The organism is Vibrio aestuarianus (assembly GCF_028858425.1).
Lineage (GTDB): Bacteria > Pseudomonadota > Gammaproteobacteria > Enterobacterales > Vibrionaceae > Vibrio > Vibrio aestuarianus.
The window spans coordinates 1,050,537-1,063,888 of the sequence record NZ_JAKNYQ010000001.1 but is presented as its reverse complement, the minus strand read 5'-3'; the positions used below and the strand labels follow the sequence as shown (position 1 = coordinate 1,063,888).

The 13,352-nt window shown below is 37.7% G+C and carries 14 protein-coding genes; all 14 read right to left on the bottom strand.

Going from position 1 to position 13,352, the window contains the following annotated elements; genetic code table 11:
• Positions 1-6: 6 nt before the first annotated feature.
• A complete protein-coding gene (gene tilS, locus MCT08_RS05010) occupies positions 7-1,323 on the bottom strand; it encodes a tRNA lysidine(34) synthetase TilS (protein ID WP_261915224.1) in 1,317 nt (438 codons plus the stop codon).
• 490 nt (positions 1,324-1,813) lie between these two features.
• A complete protein-coding gene (locus MCT08_RS05005) occupies positions 1,814-2,302 on the bottom strand; it encodes a hypothetical protein (RefSeq protein WP_274677994.1) in 489 nt (162 codons plus the stop codon).
• 1 nt (position 2,303) lies between these two features.
• Positions 2,304-2,582, bottom strand: a complete 279-nt coding sequence (locus MCT08_RS18655; RefSeq protein WP_425609354.1) for a prepilin peptidase — start codon at positions 2,580-2,582, stop codon at positions 2,304-2,306.
• A 35-nt stretch (positions 2,583-2,617) separates the two neighbouring features.
• Positions 2,618-3,637: a type II secretion system F family protein gene (locus MCT08_RS05000; protein ID WP_274677993.1), complete on the bottom strand. Its 1,020-nt coding sequence runs from the start codon at positions 3,635-3,637 to the stop codon at positions 2,618-2,620.
• Positions 3,615-5,171, bottom strand: coding sequence for an ATPase, T2SS/T4P/T4SS family (locus MCT08_RS04995; protein WP_274677992.1), 1,557 nt, complete (start codon positions 5,169-5,171; stop codon positions 3,615-3,617). Before MCT08_RS04995 ends, MCT08_RS05000 begins: the two co-directional genes overlap by 23 nt.
• A gap of 5 nt (positions 5,172-5,176) precedes the next feature.
• Positions 5,177-5,659, bottom strand: coding sequence for a hypothetical protein (locus MCT08_RS04990; RefSeq protein WP_168521334.1), 483 nt, complete (start codon positions 5,657-5,659; stop codon positions 5,177-5,179).
• On the bottom strand, positions 5,656-6,468 hold the full coding sequence (locus tag MCT08_RS04985; protein ID WP_274677991.1) for a hypothetical protein: 813 nt from the start codon (positions 6,466-6,468) through the stop codon (positions 5,656-5,658). The genes MCT08_RS04990 and MCT08_RS04985 overlap by 4 nt, the downstream gene beginning before the upstream one ends.
• 3 nt (positions 6,469-6,471) lie before the next feature.
• Positions 6,472-6,966: a hypothetical protein gene (locus MCT08_RS04980; protein WP_168786584.1), complete on the bottom strand. Its 495-nt coding sequence runs from the start codon at positions 6,964-6,966 to the stop codon at positions 6,472-6,474.
• 8 nt (positions 6,967-6,974) lie between these two features.
• Positions 6,975-8,384, bottom strand: a complete 1,410-nt coding sequence (locus tag MCT08_RS04975) for a type IV pilus secretin PilQ (RefSeq protein ID WP_274677990.1) — start codon at positions 8,382-8,384, stop codon at positions 6,975-6,977.
• A complete protein-coding gene (locus tag MCT08_RS04970) occupies positions 8,371-8,745 on the bottom strand; it encodes a TcpQ domain-containing protein (protein WP_274677989.1) in 375 nt (124 codons plus the stop codon). Before MCT08_RS04970 ends, MCT08_RS04975 begins: the two co-directional genes overlap by 14 nt.
• Before the next feature lie 40 nt (positions 8,746-8,785).
• Entirely contained in the window at positions 8,786-10,234 is a 1,449-nt protein-coding gene (locus MCT08_RS04965; RefSeq protein ID WP_274677988.1) for a type IV pilus modification PilV family protein, read from the bottom strand.
• 68 nt (positions 10,235-10,302) lie between these two features.
• On the bottom strand, positions 10,303-10,926 hold the full coding sequence (locus MCT08_RS04960; RefSeq protein ID WP_274677987.1) for a prepilin-type N-terminal cleavage/methylation domain-containing protein: 624 nt from the start codon (positions 10,924-10,926) through the stop codon (positions 10,303-10,305).
• 352 nt (positions 10,927-11,278) lie between these two features.
• Positions 11,279-12,166 carry an IS982 family transposase gene (locus MCT08_RS04955; RefSeq protein WP_168521016.1) on the bottom strand — a complete coding sequence of 296 codons (888 nt, stop codon included), beginning with the start codon at positions 12,164-12,166 and terminating at the stop codon, positions 11,279-11,281.
• Positions 12,167-12,362: 196 nt separating this feature from the next.
• Positions 12,363-13,322 carry an acetyl-CoA carboxylase carboxyl transferase subunit alpha gene (gene accA / locus MCT08_RS04950; protein ID WP_053310933.1) on the bottom strand — a complete coding sequence of 320 codons (960 nt, stop codon included), beginning with the start codon at positions 13,320-13,322 and terminating at the stop codon, positions 12,363-12,365.
• Between the last annotated feature and the right edge of the window lie 30 nt (positions 13,323-13,352).

Sequence of the window (13,352 nt, the reverse complement as noted above, 5' to 3'; positions counted from 1 at the left end):
AAGCGTTCACTTGTCCCAGCTAAGTTCACAATCTTGCCCACTGAAATCACGATCAACAAACAAATTTGCAACCGCAACAACTTGATCACGATACATCAGTATCGGAGTTCTACGGCGCAACCAGCTTGGCACTCCATATTCCTGAAACAGTTTTTTCAATTTACGACGACCAACGCGACCCACAGGGCAAGCACTAAGCCCTTGTGGATCAAAGCTTATCCATAACTCTTGTGGCTTGCCTGCAAGCGCAATCCCACCTTGATTATCTTGCTCCAAAGCTTTTAAGTGCAGTACGCCCAAGCCATCTGGCAACTCAACTGCTTGATTAAGCCCTATAGGCGCTTGCCACTGCGAAACATCTTGCTGAGTTTGGACACAATATAGCTTTTGAGCAAAGCGACGAATTTCACTCTCACCGAGTTTCAGACATGGGTTAGCATCAAGGCGAGCTAACGCGACTTGCTGCCAGATCATCGTCAAATGTTCTTTACTTGGCATAGGTTCGCCTAATGCGGCTAACCACATTCGTAATAATTGGCTTCGAGCCAGTTCACTATGTAGCGAAAGGTGATGAATTGATAAGCTCCCATCTGGAATTTGCGCACTATGCAGTTCCCCTTGCAGAAGTTCTTCTAGCAAAAGTTGTTGCTGCGCGCACAATTGAGCACTGCGAGCAACTGCTTGCTGGAAATGGGGCCAGCGCTGGGTAAGAACGGGGGTCACCTGATGGCGAATAAAATTGCGATCAAAGCGGGTATCTTGGTTGCTCTCATCTTCCACCCACTCTAACTGTTTAAGCTGCGCATAAGCTTCTATTTGTGCGCGAGTTGCACTAAGCAGCGGTCGAACGATATAGCCATCACCAAACGGCATGCATTGCGCCATAGAAGATAAACCTTTAGGCCCACTACCACGTTTAAGCGCTAGCAAAAACGTTTCGATTTGATCGTCAGCATGTTGGCCCGTTAACAGTAGATCATGCTTTGTAATGTGCTTCGCCAATGCTTGATAACGCGCCGCTCGCGCCAAAGATTCAATGCTCTCTCCGCTGTTTTGATCCAATTTAACAGTTTCTATAAAAAATGGGATCGCTAGCGCTTGCGCCCACAGCTGACACTGCTCCGCCCATCGATCCGCATTCTCGCTCAAGCCATGGTGTACATAAACGGCGCAACATTCACAGTCATGACTTTCTTTATACTGGGCAAGTAACTCCAGCAGAACACGCGAGTCAACACCACCACTAAAACCAAGTACTAACTTACCTGTCGGTTGGTAATAACGCTTAATGGTTTGCGAAAAAATAGAATAGAGCTCTGTCATAGGGCTTTATGCTCGAAAAAAGTCAGGTGAATTAGCCATACATGGGAAATAAAGCGGGTGCTGCAAGCACGAGTTTACCTTGAAAGCATCAGTCTTGAAATGGCTTTTCAGCTAAAGATGTAAGACAGGAGCAACAGAACGTAGCCAGTCACCTTTGGAATAGATACTCTTGATATCTGCATACCGTTATCAACGAAAAACTTGCCAAAACTATAGATACAGTGTGAGTTGTTCATCACCAACCACCGAAATAATACCAATCGTAGTAAGTAACTGTTCATCCTCGCTGGTTAAAATGCTCGATAACTTCGTTAGAATTTTTGATTGTAGAATAACTACTTATCGAAAAACCCTGCCTTGTTCTCAAGCCTTTTCCTGCGCTATTTCTGATCACTTATTTACTGTGATTGGTATAATGATAAAAATGAAAAACCACTAGCAATAAAAAACATTATATCTAATCACTGTGCGGGCTCAAACTTAGTAATCTTTAAATAATCACAATCCCTATCCCCCCCGTGAAAACATTCCTAATTTCTTCATCCACTTGACTTTGGTATAATTTCACATCATCTTTTAAGTTACAAAGACGATCATCTGTACCTGACGCCCCCACATCTTCATCCCAGATTGAGCCAGAAAGAGTTATATAGTTATCTCTATGCTCAGATGTCATAAAAGGATGACTAGGTTCAACTTTCAAATTTAAAGTTGAACCTGTGGGGTTACCACTTGTTCTCTTCCAAACCTCTAAATCTACCTTATGACCATTAATTTCCTTAATTTTAATTGTACCGTAAAGCTCCTGTCCTCCTGCACCAGCATCAGTATCTTTCACACGAATAACAAAGTTAATATAAAATGCTTTCACACTTCCCTGAAGAAAACTGGAAGAATATATCTTGTTCTCACCGGCAGAAAAAGATAGCGACGAAAAACTAATAACACTTGCTAAAAATATAATTTTAAAAATATTCATTTCATAAAAACTCCAATATTAAAAGTAACGCTACAGACATTGAGATACAGAAAGTAATTGTTTCCGAAAAAAAATACCTCACTGGTATTTTTTTATTGCAAGACACACACTTCCCTTTAGATAACACAAAACCAAAGATTGGAATTAAATAATAATACTTAATTTTACAACCACAAGATTCACAATATGAAGATTCAAAAAGTATACGTTTCCAATCAAAACCAAGTTTATATCTAAAAACACAGAGTTGATAAAAACTGACAAAACAACTGCTTAACATAGCAGCAATTAGAGCAAACGAAATATAGAATATCATTACGCACCGGAGATTGAACTACTAAGCATGAATGTTGAACCAAATATAGCCAAAACAACACTGGCAAATATTAATAGCGAAACAATATTTAACACTCCCGATAAATCATCAATACTTTTTAGCGTTGATTCGTTAGATTTATTTGAAATTTCCGTCAACATTTCAACAAAGCCATTTAATGAACTATAAATAGTAATAATAAATATATCTTCTCTGGAAAAAAAACCGGTATCGAGTGATTCTTTGTAAGACAACCCCATAGATAAGTTTTTATACATTAAATCATAATGATATTTCGTCCAACCTTTGGACATTTCTGCCTTCTTCTCTATTGCATCTGCAATTGGTACACCTGATTTAATCAGTATCGATATATCCATTAAAAACTGTGAAGATTGCAGCTTTTTATATGTTTTGTAAGGCTGGATCTTGTCCAAAACATTATTTCTGAAACTACCTGTCAACAATGACAATGACTTTGACACAGTGAAGAAAAAAACAACCAGACCTGCAAGCAAGAAAAGGAAACCTGGTTGCATAAACCATAAACCTATGCTGTACACGTTGTAGGATAGACCAGGCCATTTTTCTAACGGAATTACCGCTTCAAAGGCTGGAAAAACTTTAATACTATACATAATTAAAACTAGAGCACAGGCCGCAATTAATATGATAGGTACTGTTAATGCCTTGGTTAGCTTTGCAAATATTTGTTGTTTTACTTTAACAGAACTAATAACTGATTCGAAACCTTCAACTAAGTCCCCTGCAACCTCTGACGATGCCAAAATAGATTGCTCTTCATCTGGAATAACCCCTGAAAACGCACTAGATATCGATGAAGAATCTTGAAGACGCTCTGAAATATAATCCACATTTTTGAGGAAAGATTTTTTATAAACACTCTTCCCTGCTTTGTTGATTAAGCCTAATGACTCGAATAATGGCAAACCATCTTTCATCAAGTCCGATAACATTCTGTAGAGTTGAACACGATCACTGGTTGCTAATTTTTTCATCCATTTCTCTCAACATGCTGTCTTCAATTTCTCCATAGAAATTAATAAACCATTGATAATCAACGATCCCTTGCATCACTAGCAGAAATATTTTTTCTTTCATTAGGTAACCTTGATTCAGGTTGCCCCTTTTATTGTGCTTATCACGCCAGCATTTATAAACCTTGGTTGGGTTTCCACTGGCGATCTCTTGCAAAATATTTAGATCAGGTACCAACATTTCAAACACTGGCCTTCGTCCAGATGCGCCAGTTTGATTACACCGTTCACACCCTTGCTCACTTTTTTGAAAAAGATGATGACCCAAATCATTAATGCTATGTGGAACTTTGCAATACTCACAAAGTAAAGGAACAAGAGATTGGGTTATAATCCCCGCAATAAATCCAGGAGAAGCCAAGCGATCACGTTTCACTCCTAGACTTTCCAAACGTTGAATTGCCGTAGTTACAGACCCAGCATGAACAGTGGTTACAGCGTAGTGCCCACTTTCAATCGCACCAGTCAACGCGGCAGCAGTTTGATCATCACGAGTTTCACCAATCATTAATACATCAGGGTCACGACGCATCGCTGATTTTAAAGCTGGTAAAAAAGCATTAGCGCCATCTTTCTGTCTAACCACTGAACTCTGTATTGCGCCTTGAATCTTATATTCAACTGGGTCTTCAACTGTAACGAAACAAGCATTTCCGCTGTACTTTCTCGAATACATCCACTCAAGTACATTTTTAATGGTTGTCGATTTCCCCGAGCCAGTCACACCAGTTATCAATAACAGACCATGTGGAGCCCGCATGATAGCTTGCAGATCTCTATCTTCATCAGGAGTTAACTGTAGAATTTCTAAAGGATTTTTATCACTATCAATAGCATCAAATACTTGTATCGTTTCAGCTTTGATTATCCTTAATACTGCATGATAACAGCCTCCAGACTTACCAAATATTGGCATATGAGCATATCTAAAACGATACGAGCCAGAAGGTAATTCCCTAAGTATGTTGGCATCTTGTGGAATATTACGATTCCATGTTGACTCCTTGGTTGTAGCAAGAATGTTGTAAGAAACAAACATCATCTCATCACAACTTTCAGCTGATATTGTTTTGATCTTATTGAGTAGCCCATTTACTCTCAAATGTATAATGGCAACTTGATCATTTCGTTCAAAATGAATATCACTTGCCCCAGCCACAACAGCACTTTCCAACAAAGAATCTATCGTATCAACAATATCTGTATTATGTTTTGAAGCTCTACCAGATTGAGAATCAATAGCTGTAAATACTTTGTAAAAATCTGTATTTGAGATCATTGCTACAGACTTAGCTTTGGGCAAATCACCAAAATCATTGCTAAAACATTCTAATATCAAGTAGTCAGAAACCGCTTGTTTACCACCATTATCATCCACTAAATAATAGTCATTTTCATTGTTTAACCAACAAATCATTAGACCATTTCTTCCTGGGATAGAAACACTCTTAGTGACATCTATGTTATTAAATTCAGTTTTTATGATTTCATCCATAACAATCAATAACTATACTTGAATTTTTTACCATTGTAGTTAAACACTACATCACTATTATTAATATCTAGAGTCGAATTTTTAAATTTATCGCCTTGCATTAGATTGAATTTTCTACCATAAAAACTAAACACCGCCATTTTCTGGCTATTTTGTAACGACGTTACAGACAATAACTTAATGCCATTCGCATTGAATGGGCCGTCAGCTGGGTCGTAGGTTTTAACTTTGCCACTGCTTCGGTTTAGGTGCTTATCAATCTGCTTTTTTACTTCGATATTACTTAACAATTCCTCATTAAGTGATTTTTCTATCTTTTCTTTTTCAAGCTTCAGCTTTAATAAGTTAATATCATCCATTAGTTTTGCTGTTTGCAATACATCTTTCTGGTAAAGATAATTTTCATCACTATTGGCGTCACTTTCATCAGCAGCATAAGAGTTAAATGAAAGCACTAGTGTTAATATATAAAATAATTTAATTTTCATTCGATTCCTCTGCAATAAACCGTTCCACTTGCACTATAAATACTTTCTTTATCAGAAAAAATTTTTCGTATAGCTGATACACCAACATTATCTCGAGTTAATATATAACGAAATAAGTAACTGATTTTCATCCAATCAAAATCTTGCACATTCCAGTCAACCCCATATATATCTAGATAATCAGTATTCCCCTTAGATAAATATACTTTTTTTTGTACTAAAGAACGTGGTTGCTGGAAATTGAAAGACGCCTTGCCTACTCCATTACCCAATGAAAAGGCACTAATATCTATAAATTTCCTCATATCGAGTAATGCATCATTACAACTAGGAAAATTGTCATACCTCTTGTCGTTCAATACTCGTTTTATTCCTGTTAAACTTATCCCTTGGAAAATCAACTGTTCATCAGACATAATCGTTTTAATGTTTTCATAACCAAGAGCTATTTTAGGGATACCTACATAATGTTTATTGTTTGTGCTTAATTTAAACTCACAATTTCCAGATTGGCATTTAAATTCGATTGGCTTCCAACCAAATAGGTTTAGATTAGAAAACTCATGCACTAGTCGCTTATAATCTGGAACTGAAAAAGATAATGTTTCCTCAACCATTTCAAGTAGCTTTAGGTAGTCTTGCTTAGCCGATTTTATATTATTTAGTTCCTGCTGACGTGCAGCTTCTACCCTTTCTTTTTCTTGTTGTTTCTCTTTAAATATATAAGCACCTAATCCACAACCCATAACAATAGATAATGCAACTGTAGATAGAGCATAAATTTTAGTCTTACTAAGTGAAATTTGCATAAATTACCACATATAAAAGTATGTTAATGATAACAAGCAAGATAAAATAAAAAATCCAAATAAAATTTTCAATGCAGTACTCAAACGAATAGACATTTCTTCTTTATTAGTCATATTCAGGTCATGCTTAGTCAATTCGATGACTTCTGTACTACAGATGTCAAATATATCTTTCAAAGAATCAACCAAACTTTCACTGCATATTCTATCTGAAAATGGCAAAATAATTCCATCTTTATAGAAAACACTGTATCTCTTTTTTTCACCTAAAATTATATAATAATGACCATCATTTACAATGTGGTTATTATCTATAAGAAACTTGGATAGTGGAATATTCTGTGCTTCATCTTTTTTTTGCAATTTACTATTGATACAAAAATTAATCTTTCCTGACTCATCAGACTCACCACCAGAAAATATCAGATTATATATATTTTTTCTCTTATCTAGAAATTCAAACCTTTCAGGGTGGCTATATTGCCATATTGAATCCATTATGATTTTCATTTTTTCGTATCTACCCTGACAATCAAAGCAACAATGTTTTTTGATTCTGAGTCATGCATAGATTTACCCACTAACCCTGTAAAATCACCTCGATTTTGTTGTTCTTCTGTAAATATTGCGGCAACCATTTCTTTGCCTTCTTCTATAATTAAGTTATTTATATTCTCGTTTCGTGAAATATCCGGCAACTGAACAGAGTCAGCATCATCACCAAATGAAGCTATTTTATTCAATCGTTTCCTTGAATAACCCATGGTGATATTAATTCTACCATCAGTGAGAACTTCAGGAACGATCATAAATGACATCCCTGTTTCTAGAGTATCTGTGGATACTGTTTGCGCAGCCTCACTGCCTTCATCGCCAGGTACTCGGGTAATACTGCTAACATAACCGACTTCGTTTACTGCATTAACTGGAACGGGTTTGCCATTTAAACTAACCGCAACACCTTCACTCACAATTTTAGCGCCACTGCGAAGTAATTCGGCCGTTAACGATCCACCAATACCGTTGTCTTTATCAATAGCATAACCAAATAACACTGAGCTTACATCGTTACCACCAAAACCATTATTTGCCGTGCCATTTATGCCAACCGTTGAATTTCCACCTTGAATATCAGCGCCTAAAACTTGCAACGTTTTTTGATCAATTGTCACAATTTTATACGATATTTTAACCTCTGTAGAGGCTAGCTTATTGTAGCTATTGACAAATTCCCTCACGCTGTCTAGCTCATTTTTTGATCCCGTCGCAGACAGTTGAGAAAATTCCTGGAAAATAGAATATTTAAATGACTCACTGCCGTCAGCGATAGAATCTAAGTAACTTCGTACCTCACTCCACAAATCAACTGTTCCTCCGATAGCAATTGAACCAGAGAAACCACTGCCGCCGCCGCCAGCCACTTGCGAACCAAAAGCATACTGTGACTCATTTTTCAAATAACGAGAATTGTAAAGCTTATATATTTGAGTTTTACTACTTCTTTTTACGATTTTATTCTTATCTATATCAATAAAAATATCATAAGCATCCGTCAAATATTTAATGTAGTCTTCGACACTACCTTCAAATTTAATAGATCTTTTAATATTGCCATCGCTACCTTTATCAAAAAATGAGACGTTCATTCTTTTTGCCAAATCACTAAGTAAAATATCAATACTAACTGGACTAAAATGTGTCGTTTTTATATGTAACGACCAATAACCATCAGGGTAAGAGCTATTATTTTTTAGATCCATATAATTAGAATCAGACACCGTAAAAGACGAAAAATCCTCTTCCAACTTTAATTTATTAGATTCAATATCTTCCGCATCACGGTTAATTGATGATAAATCTGCACAGGCAGATGAAAGTATTACCATTATAATGGTAAAGCATTTAGTCATTTTCATTTGTTATAACCAATATTTTATTTCTATAAACCGTCGCTTTAATTTTTTTTCCATTATCACGAATATCACTCACAACCTTCTTTACAAGGAACATGGGGTCTTTTGCTTGATATTTCACCCGGTAGCTTGAAATAAAATCTTCTGTATCCCATTTCATTTTATAGTCATAATTATTTAAAAACTCAATCAATGTGTATTTAAAACTGGCTCCTTCTTCTATCACCAGCTCTATATTTTTATCTTCATTGCTTGTTATTAATTGATTGCCTTGTTCTACACTCAATTCGCTACTTGCCAAACAATATGCAGGTAGAAACCCTATACTCATAACAGGAATTAAAATCAATTTTATTATATTCACTTTTTACTTCTTTCCTATTTCACCGATTTACTGCAGTGCTTTAAGACTGTCTTCCTTCACACCAACGTAATGCAACGATTTGTAGTGACTTAGGATTTGTACCCTCATCGCCGTTAACGTCGTTGGGCGACCCTATAATTCCCGTAACATCCCACTGATCATCCCTATTCGTCCATTGAAAAAGCACACCAGAAACAATCTCCGCCCTATTATTTTGGTCGGAAATACTGTTCTGTCCATAATTGGGACTACCAGCACCAATAGGAAAATAACCATGGCCGCTATTTGAATAAGAGCTCCCAACAACAGACAAATGTGGCAGTAACTCGTCTGTTCCCATTCTAGGACAGACTGGCTTATTTATATGAACTGAATCACATTGAGATCCATTACTATCACAATTATGAAGAAACGATTCCACGACAACTTCAACGGGCGTGCGGTAAATTTTAGTACCGTCTTTTTGATTCGATGTTAGATAAACTAAACCTCCATCAGTATTCAAAAACTTGACGCCTTTATTATCCCCATCAGCGCCATGGTCTGTACTTATATCTGACACCATTGCCGACTGGCAAATATAGTCATCAGCAGCAGCGCCTGTCTCAACATTCCAACATAAAGGCCTATCTTTCTCAATTGCTACCATCCCGTCACTTCTTAACGCTTGTGTGCCCTCTAAGTCAAAAACAATAGCTAAGCCCATATTGGTCCTTATACCACCAGGCAAGATAGTATGACCTGTCAGCACTTCGTGTGCATTAAACCCGGTATCGTAACGTTCAACAGTGGCTGCGTTAAAATCAGCAATATGAATATTCGCGTAAGCACTATTCTCCATGTCATCAATTTGCGAAACTTGCTGGCTTGCCGCTTCGGCTAAGGCATAAATGTCGTTAAGTCCTGATAGAGCTTGAAGTCCATCAATGAAAATCGTGACTGATGTTGGTTTCACACCACGAATATCACTTAGACCTGTGTGATTAATAGAGAAAAAAGAACGATCTTTTCCATCAATTTTTATCCCTCTCACCTTATAGGAAGACCCCAAATTAAACTCATCTTCAAGCCCTAGTGTACAATTTACGCGTTCATTACTAACCGGATCATTGCTTCCACAACCATTATTAGAATCTACACCATTAAAAAAATTCGCAGTGTCTATAGAGCTAGCAGCACTAACACCGCTTGCGGGTAAATATATATATCCCCCATTATTCGGTAAAATTGAATTTTTTAATTTTTTAATGGTTTGATTAATTGTAAATGTTTCTATGTCAGTTGGAGCTGTAGTTTGTACTTTGACTAAAGGCTCAAACATAACCTGAGTCGTCAGCTGATATATTTTCGCTATTTTAGCAGCATTTAATATCCGAGACTGTGCATCTATTTGACCACGTTGTAATTGAGCCACATAGAGCATAATAAACCCAACGATTGAAACAGCAATCAGCACTTCAAGTAATGCTATACCACGTTGTTTTTTCACTAGCTTTTAACCCAAAATAAAGTATTACCAGCGCTTTACCAACCGTGATAAAGCGCTATATTTAGTATTTAGTATGTGCCGTAAAATATTGTATTATTGCCTTGCTCACACACAACATTATATGATAGTGGATCGTTAGCAGTGCTATCCAATCCTTGTAATGTCTTAATTATGCCACTCGTCGCTAGATCAGGAGCTTCATCAAAGTGAGTTGGTAGCGTCGGCGCTGTGCTAAGTGATGCTGCAAAATATGAAGCATCAGTGACCAAAGGCCCAGTAACAATCTTTTTACACAATGTCTTGCTCAATCCAGTAATAGTTATAACAAATGCACTACCGCTGACAGCGCCAGCATATTTCTCAATTGGTGTATACCCATAATAAGCATTTGTTATTGGATTGGTAACTGAATTCTCGGATATTGCCCCTGCTGCAATCAACTCTACGAAATTGTTTTCAGTTCCGCTGTAACGACCAGCACGACTGAAAGCTTTTTTTAATGACATAGATAAATCTGTAACTGACTTATTGATTAAACTAGCATTTTGTTCTTCAAATGTACGAGATGCTAAAGTTGCAACCCCAGCAGAGATTATACCCAGGATACCAATAGCAATAAGGATTTCTAAGAGAGCTAAACCCCGTATCTTTTTATTACTGTTACGAGAGTTCCTTGCTTTTATGCTTTTCATTTTAAAAACCTACTTTTTATAAATGGATGTTAATGTTAAGTTGGACTGGTGAATCATTTGTAGACGATACTATAAATTATTTACCAAGCATTAATCCTGATAAAAGATGATTTAATAATGAAAAAAAATGAAACTAATACCAGCAGCATCATATAATGGCCTAAAATAAGGTAAACAATATTAACCTCGGGTAATAAATGCATATTAAACAAACCATTACACCACTAATTAGCGTTGACTAATTTCCAAACCTTCAATACACCCAATAATGAGTTATTACTCATTAAATTAAATAATGTAGCTACTTAAGTAGGGAAAACTCCAGCTAGCCATTAATTAACCTCAGATCGGTTTAAGCCATCGCCATCAGTCCTGTTTTTTCAGTGTTCGTAATATTAAGCGATGGCTTTTCTGGCTTCAGACAGTACGCGATTAACCCGCCAAGTAGGTTCAGCATGAATCCATGTAGGCTCCGATGACGAGAGTGCTCTATCTGAGAGATGTTTTTCAGTTGGTCATTGATGGTTTCGATAATAAACCTTTTTGACAGCATCGCTCTATCCCAAGCAGCAAGTACCTTCGGCTTCATGTTCTTGCGGTGGGTGGTAATTAGGGTGATTCCGTCTTCTTTTAAATCTTCGGTAAGTACTTTACTGATATAGCCTTTGTCTGCATAGAGCTTGTCAAGAAGGCCTTTTGATAGTTCCCGGACTGGCTTTCTATCATCGGTATTGGCGGGGGTAAGTTTGGCTGCAACGATATCGCCAAGATGATTGGTTATGATGTGAAGTTTAAATCCATAAAACCAGCCCATTGTACCTTTACCCCTTGCCGCCGTTCCTTTGAAAACCTTATGTCTCGGAATGCGTAAGTTGTGGCAGACTTTTATACTCGTAGAGTCAATAAATTCAATGCCTGTCGGTTCACCTTTGACATGGCTAAAGAAAGAGCTGAGTGGCACAAGAACTGAAGGCATTACTTCAAGAAACCGTGTGTAACTGAGCAGAGTTGGGAAATAACTCTTGTAGTGGCGACGCACGATCCCAAGGTAAAAGTTTTTGAAATCACGCTGATGAGACATATGGAAAGCGATAATGATTGTCATGATTTCGCTTTCGGACATCCTGCCTTTGCGGTTGCGCTTTCGTTCGCCGCTTTCAAGCTGAAGTTTTTGCCACTGTGGCAGAAAAACTTTACAAAAGTCATCGACATGGCAAAACAAGTCCACTAATTTATCCATAGCTGGTTCCTTTGCGACGGTTCTCTCTTAATTGAAAGATCTGATCGCAGAACCAGCTTTTAGTTCCCTTCTATTTTTATCCCGAGTTCAGGTTAATTAATAGATTAGTAGATTAGTAGATTAGTAGATTAGTAGACAAAAAAAAAGGCTGAACCTTAGTTCAACCCTTTTTATATATTGGTAATGACTTTTTATATTAGCAATAGCCGTAATTCATTAAGCGTTGGTAGCGACGCTCTAACAGCGCTTCTTCATTTAGTGGTTGTAAATCAGCTAACTGTTTTAGCAGTGTGGCTTTCATATTCGCCGCCATTTGAATTGGATCGCGATGCGCACCACCTAATGGTTCTTCAATGATCTCATCAATCAGCTCTAGCTCTTTTAAGCGCGGAGCAACTAAGCCCATCGCTTCCGCAGCTTGTGGTGCTTTATCTGAGTCACGCCATAAAATAGAAGCACAGCCTTCCGGCGAAATTACCGAATAGGTTGAATATTGCAACATGTTCACGTAGTCACCCACGCCGATAGCCAGTGCGCCACCAGACCCACCTTCACCAACTACATTACAAATAACCGGTACTGTTAAACCAGACATTACTTTTAAGTTTTTAGCGATGGCTTCTGATTGACCGCGCTCTTCAGCGCCTACACCAGGGTATGCACCAGCGGTATCAATGAAGGTGATGATCGGCATTTTAAAGCGTTCAGCCATTTGCATTAAACGCAGCGCTTTACGGTAACCTTCCGGTTTTGGCATGCCGAAGTTGCGTCTTACTTTTTCTTTGGTTTCACGCCCTTTTTGGTGACCAATGACCATAACCGGCTGGCCTTCTAAACGGGCAATACCACCAACAATAGCTTTATCGTCAGCAAAAGCGCGATCACCTGCCAGTTCATCAAATTCGGTGAAGACATGGTTGATATAATCTAAGGTGTATGGGCGTTGTGGATGACGAGCAAGTTGCGCCACTTGCCAGGCACCTAAATCACCGAAAATTTTCTTTTTCAGTTCTAAGCTTTTCTTTTCTAACAGTTCGATCTCTTTATCTAGATCAACGGACTTATCACCACCATGGCGAGATACGTCACGTAGCGCCTGAATTTTTGCTTCAAGTTCAGCGATTGGTTTTTCAAATTCTAGAAAATTTAGGCTCATCTACCGATCCTTTTTGACTCAGCGTTCAAC